General features: G+C 44.0%; 14 protein-coding genes. 9 read left to right on the forward strand and 5 right to left on the reverse strand.

The genetic code is table 11. The features are described from left to right. The first annotated feature begins 226 nt into the window (after positions 1 to 226). Both ACE1AQ_RS20255 and ACE1AQ_RS20260 read left to right on the forward strand, forming a co-directional pair. Positions 227 to 2,242, forward strand: coding sequence for a GspE/PulE family protein (locus ACE1AQ_RS20255; protein ID WP_110544542.1), 2,016 nt, complete (start codon positions 227 to 229; stop codon positions 2,240 to 2,242). A gap of 152 nt (positions 2,243 to 2,394) precedes the next feature. Then, positions 2,395 to 3,495: a type IV pilus twitching motility protein PilT gene (locus ACE1AQ_RS20260; protein ID WP_008196492.1), complete on the forward strand. Its 1,101-nt coding sequence runs from the start codon at positions 2,395 to 2,397 to the stop codon at positions 3,493 to 3,495. Between the two features lie 98 nt (positions 3,496 to 3,593). Here ACE1AQ_RS20260 and ACE1AQ_RS20265 read toward each other — a convergent pair whose 3' ends face one another. After that, positions 3,594 to 3,764 carry a hypothetical protein gene (locus ACE1AQ_RS20265; RefSeq protein ID WP_159036980.1) on the reverse strand — a complete coding sequence of 57 codons (171 nt, stop codon included), beginning with the start codon at positions 3,762 to 3,764 and terminating at the stop codon, positions 3,594 to 3,596. Here ACE1AQ_RS20265 and ACE1AQ_RS20270 point away from each other — a divergent pair. Then, entirely contained in the window at positions 3,697 to 4,911 is a 1,215-nt protein-coding gene (locus tag ACE1AQ_RS20270) for a type II secretion system F family protein (RefSeq protein ID WP_008196494.1), read from the forward strand. The genes ACE1AQ_RS20265 and ACE1AQ_RS20270 overlap by 68 nt on opposite strands. 44 nt (positions 4,912 to 4,955) lie before the next feature. On the opposite strand, the gene ACE1AQ_RS20275 is transcribed toward ACE1AQ_RS20270, so the two are convergent. After that, positions 4,956 to 7,526, reverse strand: a complete 2,571-nt coding sequence (locus tag ACE1AQ_RS20275; protein WP_008196496.1) for a TIGR03960 family B12-binding radical SAM protein — start codon at positions 7,524 to 7,526, stop codon at positions 4,956 to 4,958. 191 nt (positions 7,527 to 7,717) lie between these two features. Between ACE1AQ_RS20275 and ACE1AQ_RS20280 the strand changes: the two genes are divergently transcribed. The 6 genes from ACE1AQ_RS20280 (at position 7,718) to ACE1AQ_RS20305 (ending at position 12,351) form a co-directional block, all read left to right on the forward strand. Continuing rightward, a complete protein-coding gene (locus ACE1AQ_RS20280) occupies positions 7,718 to 8,500 on the forward strand; it encodes an ABC transporter ATP-binding protein (RefSeq protein ID WP_149978782.1) in 783 nt (260 codons plus the stop codon). 46 nt (positions 8,501 to 8,546) lie between these two features. Then, on the forward strand, positions 8,547 to 9,878 hold the full coding sequence (locus ACE1AQ_RS20285) for an MlaD family protein (protein ID WP_110545361.1): 1,332 nt from the start codon (positions 8,547 to 8,549) through the stop codon (positions 9,876 to 9,878). Between the two features lie 107 nt (positions 9,879 to 9,985). Next, positions 9,986 to 11,089 (forward strand): non-hydrolyzing UDP-N-acetylglucosamine 2-epimerase, encoded by a 1,104-nt coding sequence (wecB, locus tag ACE1AQ_RS20290; RefSeq protein WP_008196502.1) that lies wholly within the window; start codon positions 9,986 to 9,988, stop codon positions 11,087 to 11,089. Positions 11,090 to 11,092: 3 nt separating this feature from the next. Continuing rightward, complete coding sequence (locus ACE1AQ_RS20295) at positions 11,093 to 11,578, forward strand: crossover junction endodeoxyribonuclease RuvC (protein WP_008196503.1); 486 nt, start codon at positions 11,093 to 11,095, stop codon at positions 11,576 to 11,578. 66 nt (positions 11,579 to 11,644) lie between these two features. Continuing rightward, complete coding sequence (locus ACE1AQ_RS20300; protein ID WP_008196504.1) at positions 11,645 to 12,031, forward strand: type II toxin-antitoxin system RelE/ParE family toxin; 387 nt, start codon at positions 11,645 to 11,647, stop codon at positions 12,029 to 12,031. After that, positions 12,028 to 12,351 (forward strand): helix-turn-helix transcriptional regulator, encoded by a 324-nt coding sequence (locus ACE1AQ_RS20305; protein WP_008196506.1) that lies wholly within the window; start codon positions 12,028 to 12,030, stop codon positions 12,349 to 12,351. Before ACE1AQ_RS20300 ends, ACE1AQ_RS20305 begins: the two co-directional genes overlap by 4 nt. Here the strand turns inward: ACE1AQ_RS20305 and secF are convergent. The 3 genes from secF to ACE1AQ_RS20320 form a co-directional block, all read right to left on the reverse strand. After that, entirely contained in the window at positions 12,348 to 13,280 is a 933-nt protein-coding gene (gene secF, locus ACE1AQ_RS20310) for a protein translocase subunit SecF (RefSeq protein ID WP_008196509.1), read from the reverse strand. The genes ACE1AQ_RS20305 and secF overlap by 4 nt on opposite strands. Before the next feature lie 362 nt (positions 13,281 to 13,642). Beyond that, positions 13,643 to 15,049, reverse strand: coding sequence for a protein translocase subunit SecD (gene secD, locus ACE1AQ_RS20315; protein WP_008196510.1), 1,407 nt, complete (start codon positions 15,047 to 15,049; stop codon positions 13,643 to 13,645). 26 nt (positions 15,050 to 15,075) lie between these two features. After that, the gene (locus ACE1AQ_RS20320) at positions 15,076 to 16,059 is read right to left on the reverse strand and encodes an alpha-ketoacid dehydrogenase subunit beta (RefSeq protein WP_008196512.1); all 984 of its coding nucleotides are present in this window, start codon (positions 16,057 to 16,059) and stop codon (positions 15,076 to 15,078) included. Between the last annotated feature and the right edge of the window lie 275 nt (positions 16,060 to 16,334).

A 16,334-nucleotide genomic window follows, 5' to 3' on the forward strand; every position in this document is an offset into this window, starting at 1 on the left:
GTTGGTAATTTGGCGATATATGACCATTTACTGCTAATTTTGGTCTTTAAGTACCAGTTAATAATCAAGGTTCAAGCTTTAATGTAACATTTTGTGGACAAGATGGGTAACTGGATATAAGCGACCCCGATAGATAATCAGTGATCTAGAAAAATTTTTGCTAGAATAAAATTTTATCAGTAAGATTGGGAACATTTAAGGGTAGTGGAGAGGTTAAGAATCGTCTATGACATTTTCTGCCAAGAAAACCCGTGCCGTTGCCCTACGCAATTACTTTTCCCCCTTTGGCAACAAGTTGGTGCAGTCGGGCTATATCGGTGCCGACCAAATGCAACAGGCCCTAGTGGAAACACGGAAATCGGGACGATCGCTAGTAGAAATATTACAACAACTAACCGGGCGCCCTTTGCCCCCAGATTTGCAGCGACAGTATAAGAAAAATCAGTTATTTGAATTAAAAATTCTCTACGGAGTCGAATCGATCGACCCCGAATTAACCGATGTGGATGAAATGGAAATAGCGCGATTGATCGACTCTTTGATTCCGATCGATCTTTGTCGTCGCTATCGTCTCATCCCCCTGCGAAAGATCGAAGGGGAGCCGGCTGCGATTTTGATAGCCATGGTCGATCCCGACAACCTCGATGCTTCCGACGATATTAACCGCATTCTCCGCCCCAGGGATTTAGGTTTACAGCGTTTGGTGATTACCGGCGAAGATTATGAAAGATTACTGGAAAAATTCCATCGGGCCCAATCGGAACTAGACCAGGAAAAAGCCCGACTGCAAAAAGAAAAAGAACTGGAAAAACTCTCGGATCTGACCGATATTGTCGGCAATATTGAGGTGGCCTCCAGTGCGGCTAACGATGAAGCGGCCGATGATCTCGGGGAAGGGGAGGCTAATCAGGCCCCCGTCATCAACCTGGTCAATAAAATTCTAGCTAAGGCCCTACAGGAAGGGTCCTCGGATATTCACATCGAACCCCAAGAAGAATTCCTGAAAATTCGCTTTCGCAAAGATGGAGTTCTTCATCAAGCTTTTGATCCACTGCCGAAAAAAATTACCCCGGCGGTCACTGCCCGTTTTAAAATCATGGCCGATCTCGATATCGCCGAACGTCGTCTTCCCCAAGATGGTAAAATTCGGCGGATCTATCAAGGGCGGAAAGTGGATTTTCGGGTTAATACCCTGCCCAGTCGCTACGGGGAAAAAGTCTGTTTACGGATTCTCGACAACTCGGCCACCCAGTTGGGTTTAGATAAACTAATCACCGATCAAAAAACCCTGCAAATCGTCCGAGATATGGCTAGTCGTCCCTTTGGTCTGTTGCTGGTGACAGGCCCGACCGGTTCGGGGAAATCCACCACTTTATACTCGGTCTTAGCGGAAAGAAATTACCCCGGAGTTAATATTAATACCGCCGAGGACCCGATCGAATATTCTCTACCGGGTATCACCCAGGTGCAGGTAATTCGGGAAAAGGGCATGGATTTCGCCTCGATTCTCCGGGCCTTCCTGCGACAAGATCCGGATGTGATTCTGGTGGGAGAAACTAGGGATAAGGAAACGGCTAAAACAGCGATCGAGGCCGCCCTAACCGGTCACTTGGTCCTAACTACCCTACACACCAACGATGCCGCAGGTGCGATCGCTCGTCTCGACGAGATGGGGGTTGAACCGTTTATGATTTCTGGTTCCCTCTTGGGAGTCTTGGCCCAGCGTCTCGTGCGCCGCGTCTGTACTGAGTGCCGAGTCGCCTATCACCCCGGTCAAGGGGAATTGGCCCGTTTCGGTCTTGCCGCGGCCAATGAACGGGAAGTGACCTTTTATAAGGCTAATACCCTGACCCTAGAGGAAATTCAACAGGCGCGAAAACAGGGTAATCTTTGTCCCAAATGTAGCGGCAGCGGTTATAAAGGTCGCGTCGGGGTCTATGAGGTAATGCAGAATAGTGAACGACTGCAGCAGTTAATTAACCAAGGGGCAACCACCGATCGCATTAAGGAGGCGGCCGTCGACGAGGGCATGGTGACACTCCTCGCCTATAGTTTAAATCTGGTGCGCGAGGGTTACACCACCCTCGAAGAGGTGGAACGGGTGACATTTACCGATTCTGGTCTGGAATCGGAACTAAAAGCCAAACGTAAAAGCGGTTTAATCTGTCGTGGTTGTCGCGCCGAACTACAACCAGAATGGCTCGATTGTCCCTATTGTATGACACCGCGATTTAGTGATTAAGACAGTTTTTCAGTTATCGGTTATCGGTTATCAGTGATCAGATTTGAGTTTTAACTAAGGAGTATTAAGTGAGTAGTCTTAAATAGCACTTTCCTAATGTCTGTTCACTGGTTACTGTTCACTGATTTTACCTTATAGATGGGGTTTAACCTATGGAATTAATGATCGAAGATTTAATGGAACAATTGGTCGAGATGGGCGGTTCCGATATGCACATTCAGTCCGGGGCGCCGGTCTATTTTCGTATTAGTGGCAAACTGTCCCCGATTAATGAAGAATCTTTAACCCCGCAAGATTGTCAGAAATTGATTTTTAGTATGCTCAATAATACCCAAAGAAAAGAGTTAGAGCAGAATTGGGAATTAGACTGTTCCTACGGGGTGAAGGGATTGGCAAGATTTAGGGTCAATGTTTATAAAGAAAGGGGGGCTTATGCCGCTTGTTTAAGGGCTTTGTCCTCTAAAATTCCTAACTTTGAACAATTAAATTTACCAGCAATAGTCCGAGAATTATCGGAAAGACCGAGGGGATTAATTCTCGTAACTGGGCAAACAGGTTCAGGTAAAACTACCACTTTAGCGGCAATTTTAGACTTAATTAATAGAACCAGATCTGAACATATTTTAACTGTAGAAGACCCAATTGAATACGTTTTTCCTAATATAAAAAGCCTGTTTCACCAACGACAAAAAGGAGAAGATACCAAGAGTTTTGCTAACGCTTTAAGGGCAGCTTTGCGGGAAGATCCTGATATTATCCTTGTGGGAGAAATGCGGGATTTAGAAACAATTAGTTTGGCGATCACGGCGGCAGAAACCGGTCACTTAGTCTTGGGAACCCTACACACTAGCTCGGCAGCGGGAACAGTGGATCGGATTATTGACGTTTTCCCCGCTAACCAACAGGCACAAATTCGCGCCATGTTATCCAACTCTTTACTAGCAGTTTTTAGTCAAAACCTAGTCAAGAAAAAAAATCCTAAACCGGGGGAATTTGGCCGGGCAATGGTACAGGAAATCATGGTGGTAACTCCAGCGATTGCCAACCTAATTCGCGAAGGAAAAGCCCCCCAAATCTACTCAGCCATTCAAACGGGAATGAAGTTAGGAATGCAAACCATGGAACAGGGATTAGCTAATTTAGTTGTTAGGGGTGTTGTCTCTTTGGAAGAGGCAATTTCTAAAAGTGGTAAACCCGATGAATTACAACGTCTGGTCGCTGGGGCCAGCGTTAACGCTAAAGCCCGGATTTAATAACAAATAGTAACCTTTAAGCGTTCGTCAGCCCCTATCAGTTATCAGTGAACAGTAATCAGTGAAAAGAAAGTACCGAAGTTTTCACTTAACACTATCTACCCACTTAAAACTCCAATCTGATAACTGATAACTGATAACTGATAACTGATAACTGATAACTGATAACTGATAACTGATAACTGATAACTGATTTGTCCTATGCCTACTTTTGTCGCACAAGTTAAAAACAGATATGGAAAAGTTTTCCAAGAGAAAATTGAGGCCATGTCTCCCGAGCAGGCCCGGAGGATACTGAAGACAAAATATGCTGCCGTCGGTAAAATCAAAAAACTGGGGGGAGAGATCGATCTTTCCAGTTTAGAGTTGATGTTCTCCAGCATTTCCATCAAAGATAAAGCGGTTTTTTCCCGTCAATTTTCGGTGATGATTAATGCTGGTGTGGCGATTGTGAGATGTTTGGGAGTTTTGGGGGATCAATGCGGTAATCCCAAGATGAAAAAAGCCCTACAAGCGATTAGTGCTGAGGTACAGCAAGGCAGTCCGTTATCGGAAGCGATGGCCAAACATCCCGAATGTTTTGATGAACTTTATATCAGTATGATCGAAGCTGGAGAGACGGGGGGGGTACTTGATGAAGTGCTGAACCGTCTCTCGAAACTTTTGGAAGATATGGCCCGCTTGAAAAACCAGATTAAATCAGCGATGACCTATCCGGTAGCGGTGGGAATTTTGGCGATAATTGTGTTTTTCGGGATGACCATCTTTTTAATTCCCGTGTTTGCCAAAATTTTCACCGATTTAAACGTGCCACTACCAGCTTTAACGCAATTTATGCTCTTTTTAAGTGGTGTGATGCGTAGTTGGTTGATTTTAATTCCGATTGTCACCATTACTGCCACGGTTTTTTTACTGCGTCGCTATTACAAAACCCCGATGGGTCGTCTGCAAATTGACCGGTTTTTCCTTAAAATGCCTCTTTTTGGTGATTTGAATGAAAAATCAGCTGTGGCTAGATTTTGCCGGGTTTTTGGGACTCTGACCCGTTCTGGTGTCCCGATTTTGAGTTCCCTTGATATCGTTTGTAATACGGTGGGGAATCAGGTAATTGCCAATGCGATCTCTGGTGCCAAGGCGGAAATTCAGCAGGGGGGAATGATGAGTTTGGCTCTACAAAAAGCCAATGTTTTCCCAGCTTTGGCAATTCAAATGATTAGTATTGGGGAGGAAACGGGAGAATTAGATGCCATGATGATGAAAGTGGCGGATTTCTACGAAGATGAGGTGGAGCAGGCCGTTAAAGCTTTAACCAGTATCATTGAACCCTTGATGATGGTCGGTATTGCCGGGATGGTGGGAACTATTCTTTTGTCTATGTACTTGCCCATGTTTAAAATCTTCGATGCCTTGGGATAAGTTTAGAGGAATGAGGACAGGCAACTTTTTGCCGCAAACCCTAGTTAAGTCCCTAAAATCAAGCGCTGACGGTGAAAATTAAGCAGCGAAATTTCTTGGCCAGAAACCCGTTCTAACATCTCGACGATATGATCGGGCTGCAGTAAAGTGCCATCATTGCGACAACTGCCCACATAGCACAAAACGGCTTCTTTGTCAACAGTTTTTAACTCTAATTCATATAATTGTTCTCGCAGATTAATCGTGACTTTTTTGCCGGATTTGGTGGTTTTTTCCCGTTCCATCACCGTTGCTTGCTTAATTGCCTCGAGCCAATTTTGCCACTGTTGGCAGTCAATTCCCTCGCTATTAAAAGTGAGCAAATACTCGGCTTTTTCTAACAAACGGGTGGCAGCAGGAGCATTTAAGGGAATTTCTTCCACCTGATAAACCGGCAAATCTGCGGGTAATTGCGCGCTTAACTGTTGTTTAAAAGTCTCTAAATCGATTACTTTTGTCAATTCAAAATCGACAATCTCACCGCTACTGGTTGCTCCCAAGGATAAAGCATTAGCGATCGAAATGCGCGGACCGGGGTGAAATCCACCAGTAAAGGAAATAGGAATAGCAGCCCGACGGACGACGCGATCAAATAAACGCACCAGATCCAAGTGGCTAACTAGGGCCATTTCGCCAATTTTGCCAAACCAAACCCGAATTCTTTGGGCGCGTTCTTGATTGGGTTGAAAATGTCCGGCAAAAGCGGGAATCGCAGGCGCTTCAATGACGATATTATGGCCAAAATCGACGCTACAAACGCCACAATGGGAACAACCCTCAAAAGAACAATCGGGAACCGTTGCCGCGTCTAGGGCGCGTTTTAAGTCCTCCTCTAGCCATTTTTTATCGATACCGGTATCCAGATGATCCCAGGGCAAAGGACGCTCTAAAATATCTTTGTCTGTATCGGCAAAAATATTCCATTCTCCCTGTTCTACCTGACGATATTTCCAAGTTAAACCGGATTCTTCGATCGCCTGTGACCATGCTTGATAGGCTTTTTCTGTATTATCCCACCAAGCATCCATCCCCGCTCCCAATTGCCAAGCACGCAGCACCACTTTCCCTAAACTTCTGTCACCGCGACCGATAAAATCTTCCATGGCCGAGATGCGGACATCGGTATAATTGACTTTTACCCCTCTCATACCCTGGAATTCCTGTTTTAATAACTCCTGTTTGCGGATAAATTCGGCCGTGGAGACGGAATGCCACTGGAAGGGGGTATGGGGTTTAGGCGTAAAATTCGAGATAGTTAGGGTAAAATCGAGGGGTTTCCGCTTCGGTAAACGACATTCCCGACGCAACCAGCGCACCGTTTCCACGATACCGATGACATCCACATCGGTTTCCCCCGGCAAACCGATCATAAAATAGAGTTTGACCTTATCCCAACCCTGTTCGACGGCAGTTTTTATCCCTCTGAGTAATTCTTCGTTGGTTAACCCTTTGTTAATTACATCGCGCATTCGTTGGGTTCCCGCTTCCGGTGCAAAGGTTAAACCCGATTGACGATTGCCCCCAATTATGTTAGCAATATTTTCGTCAAAGCGATCGACTCTTTGACTGGGTAAGGATAGAGATATATTCTCATTCTGGAGACGGTTTTTAATCTCCATACCCACGGCAGGTAAAGCTAGATAATCGGAGCAACTGAGAGATAATAAGGAAAATTCGTTATATCCTGTCGCTCGCATTCCTTTTTCAATCGATTCGATGACTGCTTCCGGTTGCACATCCCGCGCGGGACGGGTTAACATCCCCGGTTGACAAAAACGACATCCCCGAGTGCAACCGCGACGAATTTCCACCACCAGGCGATCGTGAACCGTTTCCACGAAGGGAACTAAACCGATAGAATAGGCTGGGATAGGAGTGGCTACCCGGCGTAAAATTCTTTGCGGTACATCGTCACGATTGGGGATAACTGCACCGATTGGGGTGACATCGTAGAAACGGGGGACATATACCCCCGGAATTTGGGCTAAATCTAGTAATAGTTCTTCTTTGCTTAGATTAGCTAGTTTACCTTCTTCTAAAATTAAACCGATTTCTGGCAATAATTCTTCGCCATCACCGAGGGCGATAAAATCAAAAAAGTCGGCGTAGGGTTCGGGGTTAGAGGTGGCAGTTTGTCCCCCAGCAAAAATTAGCGGATAGTTACCCGAGTCTCTTGCTCTCCAAGTCAAGGGAATTGCCGCTAGGTCGAGCATTTCTAAAATATTGGTGGCTCCTAGCTCGTAACTGAGACTAAAACCCAGAATATCAAAATCGGTGAGGCAACGACGGGATTCTAGGGCAAATAGGGGGGTTTTTGTCTGTTTGAGTTTTTGGGCTAAATCCGGTGCGGGTAGATAAGTGCGATCGCAAAGTTGGCGGGGTTGAGCATTGAGGATATTGTAGAGGATAATATGGCCGAGGTTAGATGCCCCCACTTCGTACACTTCCGGATAGGTTAACACCCAACGAACCACAGCACTTGCCCATTCTTTATGTTTAGCACCTAACTCGTTGCCCAAATAACGCGCCGGTCGAAAAATGTCGGGGGTAAGCAGTTGGTCTAAAGCAATAGTCACGGCAATCTACCTCAGATATCGTCAGCAATGGGTGCTTTTCTACTATAGCAGCCAGAATCGAGTCAGTTATCAGTTATCAGTTATCAGTTATCAGAGTTCAGTTCACTGATTACTGTTTACTGTTCACTGAAAATACTTCCCACTTCCCCATCTCCCTAAAATTCCAGAGGTTATAAGATAATTAAGCGATGATTAAAGAACCGTTAATTGAATTGAGAGGAGTATCGAAAAGATTCGGGGATAATGTTATTCTCGACGGATTAGATTTAACCATTTATCGAGGGGAGGCCCTAGTAATTATCGGTCCGTCGGGAACGGGAAAATCAACGGTTTTACGGTTAATTGCGGGATTAACGGGGATAAATGGCGGAGAAATTCGTATTAAAGGTCAATTGCGTCAGGGATTGCTAGAAGATGGTCGAGAAGCGATGCGAACTTCCTTGGTTTTTCAACAAACGGCCCTGTTTGATTCTCTCACCGTCGGGGAAAATGTCGGTTTTTATCTTTATGAACAAACTAAGTTAAAAAAAGCCAGAATTAGGGAATTAGTGGAAAAAAGCCTGGAAATGGTCGGTTTACAGGGAATTAGTGACCTTTATCCTTCGGAACTATCGGGGGGAATGCGTAAACGGGTGGCTTTTGCCCGCGCTATTATCACTAATCCCGATAATCTGGCTGATAATCCTGAATTACTGCTGTATGATGAACCTACCGCCGGATTAGACCCGATAGCTTCCACAATTATCGAGGATCTAGTGCGGACTCTCCATGAAAAATCGGGGTCTGCGAACACTTATGTGATGGTTTCTCACCAACAAAGTACCATCCGACGCACCGCCGATCGAGTAGTATTTCTCTATCAGGGAAAAGTGCAATGGCAGGGATTAGTGGCAGATATCGATCGTACCGATCATCCCATGATCCGGCAATTTTTTAGCGCCAGCATTGAAGGCCCGATTAGGACAATCGTTTAAGCTAGATTAAGCTAAATTAAGAACTATCGAGAATGAGAGAAAAATCATGCAGAGTTCGCGAGCTTTACGGGAAGGAAGACTGGGTTTATTTGCCCTAGGCGGATTATTGGTCTTTGGGGCGCTCGCTATCTGGGTTCGCGGGGGAGGATTTGGTCAAAGAACCTATCAATTAATCTTCGAGTTTGCTGACGTGGAAGGGTTACAAGTCGGGGCACCGGTGCGTTTTCGCGGGGTGAGAGTGGGAAGAATTACGAGTTTTATCCCGGGGAGTAATCAAGTGGAAGTTATTGCCGAAATCGCTTCTGCTACCTTAGTTATGCCTAGGAAGGTAACTGTTACTACCAATCTTTCTGGATTAATTGGGGAGGCAGCTATCGATATCACTCCCTTAGTTTCTTTAAGTGCTGAGGCCAAAAATCTCGACCCTCTGGGTCCCGACTGTGATCAACAGTTAATTCTCTGTAATAATACTCGTTTACAGGGGACAACAGGAACACAATTAATGTCTAGTGTTGGTCGTTTAGTGGATACTTTTACCAGTCCTGAATTTGTGGGTAATCTCAATGATGTCACCAAAAATACCGCTATAGCAGCCAAAAAAATCGCCCGTTTATCCGATGATACCTCCCAGACTATCCGTAATGCTCAAAGAGAACTCTCTCGTCTATCCTTGGAATTAGCTGCCACCAGTCGCTCGGTCACTAATACAGCTAATAATGCCTCCCGTTTTATCAATACTTTAGATAGTACCGTGCAGGAAAACCGCAGTCAAATCAGCAGAACTTTTCAACAATCTTCCCAATTAGTCGCTAATATCAATGCTGTTCTCAGCGAAAATCGCGGACAAATTGTTGATACTCTCGGTAATATTAATCAAGCTAGTTTAGGTATTGGTAGTCTCGCTAATAATCTCAATAATACCGCCCTGAGGTTGAATGCAGGTTTAGATGAAATTGATACTAAACAAGTAATGCAAAATATCGAGACTATTTTAAATAATGCGGTGGAAACATCGAATAATTTACGAGAAATTACTAAAACTATTAACGATCCTGCTACAATAGTCGTACTGCAAAAAACTCTTGAATCCGCTAGGGTGACTTTTGAAAATACTCAAAAAATCACCTCCGATATCGATGAGTTAATCGGTGATCCCCAATTTCGCGAGAATTTAAGACGTTTAATTGATGGCTTAAGTAATCTGCTTTCTTCTGGGGAACAATTAGAATATAATTTGCGTATCGCTCAAACTTTAGATACCATGACTCAAGAGTTAGCTAAACAAAAAGTTTTGACCATCTCTCGACCTTTAAATCCTCAGCAAATGCAACTCTATCCCCAAGTTATCGTTCAACAAACCCCCACCGGTGAAAAATGACAAAACAGCACAATTCAATAGATTTTCATGGATCATTCAACAGTAATCAGTGAACTGAAAACTCACATCTGATAACTGATAACTGATAACTGATAACTGATAATAATATGTCGAAATCAATTTGTATTACTCTTGGAACTCGTCCTGAAGCGATTAAATTAGCTCCCGTTATTCGTGCTTTTCAAGAATCGGAACAGTTTCAAACCCATGTAATTCTGACGGGACAGCATAAAGAAATGGTAGCGCAGGTGATGGAATTATTTGCTTTAAAAGCAGATGAAAATCTCGATATTATGCAAACTCGTCAAACTTTAACCGATATTACTTGCCGTAGTTTACGGGGTTTAGAAACAGTTTTTGAGCGCATAAAACCAGATTTAATTATTGTGCAAGGTGATACTACCACTGCTTTTGCTGCTGCTTTAGCGGCTTTTTATCAACAAATTCCTATCGCTCATGTGGAAGCAGGATTAAGAACTAATGATATCTATAATCCCTATCCCGAAGAAGCTAATCGCCGCCTAATTTCTCAACTGACTACCCTACATTTTGCTCCCACTACTTTAGCCGTGGAAAATTTACAAAAATCTGGGGTGACGGGCAATATTCACCACACCGGTAATACAGTTATTGATGCTTTATTAACCGTAGCCAAAACCGCCCCAGAATGTCAAATTGCGGGCTTAAATTGGTCAGATTATCGGGTTTTATTAGCCACGGTTCACCGCCGGGAAAATTGGGGCGAACCGTTACAGGATATTATCAAAGGATTCACTTTGTTACTAGAAAAATATGCCGATACAGCCCTATTATTACCCCTGCATCGCAATCCTACTGTCCGAGAACCAATTCAGTCCGCTTTGGGCAATCATCCCAGGGTATTTTTAACCGAACCTCTCGATTATGCCGAGTTAGTGGGGGCGATTCAACGCTGTTATTTATTATTAACTGATTCTGGGGGCATTCAAGAAGAAGCCCCCAGTTTAGGAAAACCTGTTTTAGTATTGCGAGAAACCACAGAAAGACCGGAAGCAGTACAAGCGGGAACCGCAAAATTAATTGGGACTAATCCAGGGCAAATTTTAGCCGCAGCGGGAGAATTATTAAGGGATAAAATCGCCTATGATCGTATGGCTAATGCCATTAATCCTTTTGGAGATGGACAAGCATCCCAAAGAATTCTCCAAATCGTCCAAGATTTTTTGGCTTAATCTATGACTACTTGGTTGGGTATCGACCCCGGATTAGCGATTGTCGGTTGGGCTATTCTCCGGGATAATGGTGAGTTAATGCCGATTTTAGTCGATTACGGCACGATCGAAACTTCTAAAAATCTTTCTACTGCCCAGCGTTTGATTGAAATTGAACGGGATTTAAAGGAGTTAATCGCAGAATATAAACCGGGGGAAATTGCCGTAGAAATGCCCTTTTTTAACCGGCAAATCAAGGCAGCTGGTGGAGTCCTGCAAGCATTGGGAATTATCAATCTGGTTAGCTGCCGCGATGGGGGAATTGAACCGATTTTCCTCCATCAAGCTAGTTGGAAATGTCATCTGGGCCATGGTAGGGCCACTAAAGCGGAGGTGGCCGAACAAATTAAGTATTTATTCGGATTGACAAAAATGCCCATTAATGATGCTGTAGATGCTATAGCGATCGCCTATGCCGCTTTTAGTGGCGTTCGCAATCAAATCTCTTGAAGCAATTTGACCCAATTGGTCAAAAAATTTAGCTGACAACTAAAAGCCATCTTTGGATTTACTATAATGGGGCTTGACAGGTGGTATCAGTTATATCACCATAAGCGAATGCGTAATACCCGTCCTATATCTTGGATTAAAGCGGCACGGAAAGATTTTCAAAAGTTTCCCAAGGAAGCCCAAGAAATTGTACTTGACGCTTTAACTATTGCAGCAGAAGGGGCAAAATCATCCCTAACCAAACCTTTTAAGGGGATAGGTTCTGGTGTGTTCGAGATTGCTCTACCTTTCAAGGGGGATGCCTATCGAACTATTTATGCTGTCCAGTTAGGTGAGGCTATCTGGGTGATTCATGCCTTCCAGAAAAAATCCCCAAAAGGGATCAAAACACCACAGCAAGAAGTCGAAGTTATCAAAGCACGGCTCAAGCGATTGAAGGAGGAACTCTCATGAGTGAAGAACAATTTGAACTGGTACAAGGTAGCGGGAATGTGTACCGCGATTTTGGCGATGTAGATGCGGACGTGCGACAAGCGAAAGCACTGCTTGCTGCTGAAATTATCAAGGTTCTGGAGAAGGAAGACTTATCAACCCGCGATGCTCAAGTGCGAACTGGAATTAATCACAGTGAATTTGTTCAGATTCGCCATGCTAATTTGGAACGCTTTACTATTGACCGTTTGATATCAATTTTGGGTCGTCTCAATCAACAGGTTGAAATTACTATTACGACCTATCCAAGACCGACTGATTCTTCACCAATGGCATCCTAACTGTAATTGAGTGTGGGTCGATGGGAACGACCGCGCCACCAAGCTAGTAGGGTACTAGCGATAAAAATACTCGAATAGGCCCCCGCTACGAAACCAATAATTAAAGCTAGGGCAAAATATTTTAAGGTCGTGCCACCAAAGAGAAAAATCGCCACCAGAGGCAATAAAGTGGTCAGGGTGGTATTAATCGAACGAGTTAGGGTTTGACTCACCGCATTATCGACAATTTCATCCACGGATAATTCGGGGGTATTAGCAAAATTTTCCCGGACGCGATCATAAATTACCACTGTGTCATTAACAGAAAAGCCCACAATTGTCAAGAGGGAAACCAAAAATAAACTATCCACCTCTACCCCCGCAATTAAGCCTAAAACCGCAAAGACCCCTAAAGTGATCAAAACGTCGTGCAGCAGGGCGACAATGGCAAAAAAAGCGTAATCCCGTTGAAAACGGAAGCTTAGATAGACGGCAATGCCAAAAAATGACACTAATAAAGCTAAAAATCCCGACCTAAATAATTCTTGACCGATGGTGGGCCCGACGGTATCGATTTGACCGGTTTCGGGGTCAAAGGTGCCAATTTTCTGATTTAAGGTGTCGAGTAATTTTGTTCTCTGTTCTTCTGCCAGGGTTTTAGTCCGCACCGATAAAGTATATTTATCCAACACCTGCACACTACTGTTACCCAATCCTTCCTCGTCTAAAATTGCTTGCACTTCGGCAGTAGTTAAGGGTTTCTCACAGGTATTCTTTTTAGCACAGGCTAATTCTATCTGAATTCTCGTGCCACCAACAAAATCTAAACTCGGTCGCAAAGGCGCTTGAATAGTGAACCAAGAAATCACCATGGCCAAAATACTACCAATCGTCAGCAAGGCCGAGACTGTCCACCAAAAATTACGCTGTTTTGTAACGTTAAATGCCATATCGATTAAGTAAAAAGTAAAAAGGAAAAAGGAAAAAGGAAAAAGGAAAAAAGGGATTTGGGGAGTGGGGAGATTTTTCAGTTATCAGTAAGCAGTTATCAGTAAGCAGTAATCAGTGGGGAAGTGGGGAAGTGGGGAAGTGGGGAAGTGGGGAAGTGGGGAAGTGGGGAAGTGGGGAAGTGGGGAAGTGGGGAAGTGGGGAAGTGGGGAAGTTGTCTCATCACCCTATCACCCCAAAACCCTATCACCCTATCACCCTATCTCCTCCTGACGACCGACTCCTGACTCCTGACTCCTGACTCCTGACTCCTGACTCCTGACTCCTGACTCCTGATAACTGATAACTGATAACTGATAACTGATTATTGATTTGTCGGTAAATTAGGGCAGAAAAGTTGGGGTTTTTGACGGACGCTGGGGACGTTTAACACGGTGATTAACAGGAGAGTACGACTACAGGTTAAAGCGGTAAACATACTCACAGCTACCCCAATGGCTAAAGTTAAAGCAAAACCCTTGACTAATCCCGAACCCAACCAAAATAAGGCAGCACAGGCGATTAAAGTAGTGACATTACTATCGAGAATACTGGAAAAAGCCCGATAAAATCCCGACTCCACCGCCCGAAATAGGGATTTTCCCGCTCTTAATTCCTCCCGGGTACGTTCAAAAATCAGTACATTAGCATCAACTGCCATACCGATACTGAGGATAAATCCAGCAATACCGGGTAACGTCATCGTGACTCCTACTAAGGCAAAAGCCCCCAGAGAGAGAATAGTATAGATAATCAGGGAAATATCGGCAATAATACCGGGTAAACGGTAATAAACCGCCATGAAGATTAAAACTAACAGTAAACCCACTAAACCAGCGTAGATACTGCGACGGATGCTATCCTGCCCTAAAGTTGCCCCGACGGTGCGAATTTCTTCCACTTTGACGGGGAAAGGTAGGGAACCACCGCGCAATTGAATCGCTAGATCGTTGGCAGTTTCGGCGGTAAAATTACCAGTAATCACGGCCCGGCCTCCTGTAATTCCCGTTTGGGCAAACTGCACATCGACTACAGGGGCGCTAATTAATTCATTATCGAGGAAAATCCCAATACTGCGACCAGTACCCGCAATCACTTTAGTCAGTTCGGCAAATTTATTGCCCCCTTCCGAGTCGAAAGTAATGGCCACTTCCCAGTTAGTGCCTTGGGTGGAACTAATAGTGGCATTTTGCAGATTTTTTCCGGTTAAGTCCACCGATTCAAATAAATTTAAAATTGCCTCTTGAGATTTTTGCAGAGATTGTTCTAGTTCGGCAATTTTAGCGGCATTTTCGGGTTTATTCTCAGTTTTGAGGGCGGCTAATTCCGCTTTTTTTTGTTGAAAAATCGAGTATTCAGCCCGGAATTCTCCTTCTGTACCTTGTTTTTGCTGACGAAATTCTAATTGGGCCTGAACATTTAGGTTTCTCTCAGCTTCTTTGGGATTTGTAACCCCTGGTAGTTGCACGATTACCTGATTTTTACTGTCCACAGTCTGCACTAATGATTCAGAAACACCGAGGGCATTAACGCGATTTTCAATCACATTTTGTACGGCTTTTAAATCATTAGGTTGAATGGTTTTGACGGTTTCAGTGGGTTTAACCTGAATGGTTAATTGACTACCACCGCGCAAGTCCAAACCTAATTGTAGGGGTAACTTAATCAGGATGATGATCGAGGCAACAACCAGGCCGATGATCAGTAACAATAACCAATTTTGTCTCTGCATAACTTCAGTATCAAAAGGAGAATTTTTTAAATGCGATCACCGACCATTTTTTGGACAGCTTCGACAATTTGATTAGGTTGAATAATCGTCAATCTTTCTAGATTACCGTTATAAGGTGTGGGGATATCTTGGGAAGATAATCTTAACACGGGGGCATCCAATTCATCGAATAACTGCTCATTAATTAAAGCAATTAACTCAGAAGCAATTCCCGCAGTTTTCATACATTCTTCCACGATAATCACCCTGTGAGTCTTGCGAATCGAAGCGGCAATCGTCTCCATATCAAAGGGTTTCAGGGAAATTAAATCGATAATTTCTGGATCATAGCCATCTTTTTCTAACTGTTTTAATGCCTGTAAACAGTGATGACGCATCCGCGAATAGGTGAGAATGGTGATATCTTCTCCCTTGCGAACGATTTCGGCTTTATCGAGCGGTAAAAGATACTCGGTATCAGGTAAATTTTCCTTGAGATTATAGAGAAGAACGTGTTCAAAGAAAAGCACGGGGTTATTATCTCTAATCGCCGATTTTAATAAACCTTTGGCATTGTAGGGAGTGGAACAAGCGACAATTTTTAGGCCTGGTACTGCGTGAAAATAGGCCTCTAAACGTTGGGAATGTTCCGCCCCTAATTGTCTGCCCACACCCCCCGGACCACGGATAACCATGGGGATTTTAAAATTACCGCCGGAGGTATAACGTAACATCCCAGCATTGTTGGCAATTTGGTTAAAGGCAAGCAGAAGAAAACCCATATTCATGCCTTCAATAATCGGACGTAATCCCGTCATGGCTGCCCCCACTGCCATGCCCGTAAAACTATTTTCAGCGATGGGAGTATCTAAAACCCTTAAATCGCCATATTTTTTGTAGAGATCTTTGGTAACTTTGTAGGAACCGCCGTAATGTCCCACATCTTCACCCAAAACAAATACTGTCTGGTCCTGGCCCATTTCCTCATCGATCGCCTGTCGCAAAGCATTAAATAATAGGGTTTCTGCCATATCAAGTCCCCGCTTACAATTCGGTCATCTTATCACTAAACTTATTATCTTACCCCTTTTCTGGCCCGAAGGGAGTGGGAGGTTCTGACAGGTGTAGGTTTATTACAAAGAGGTGAGCAGTCATACCAAATCCGTTTTTAATAGTGTGATTAACTCTCAAGTTATGAATTGTTTCTACCGACACCCCACACCCCACTATCCTATACTTTTTAAACAGGATTTAGTCTCACACACTCAGGGTGAGACAATCAAGCTAGAGATTTAGAGGAGCCTCG

Origin of the sequence: Microcystis sp. BLCC-F209 (genome assembly GCF_041928595.1) — a bacterium.
Taxonomy (GTDB): Bacteria; Cyanobacteriota; Cyanobacteriia; order Cyanobacteriales; family Microcystaceae; genus Microcystis.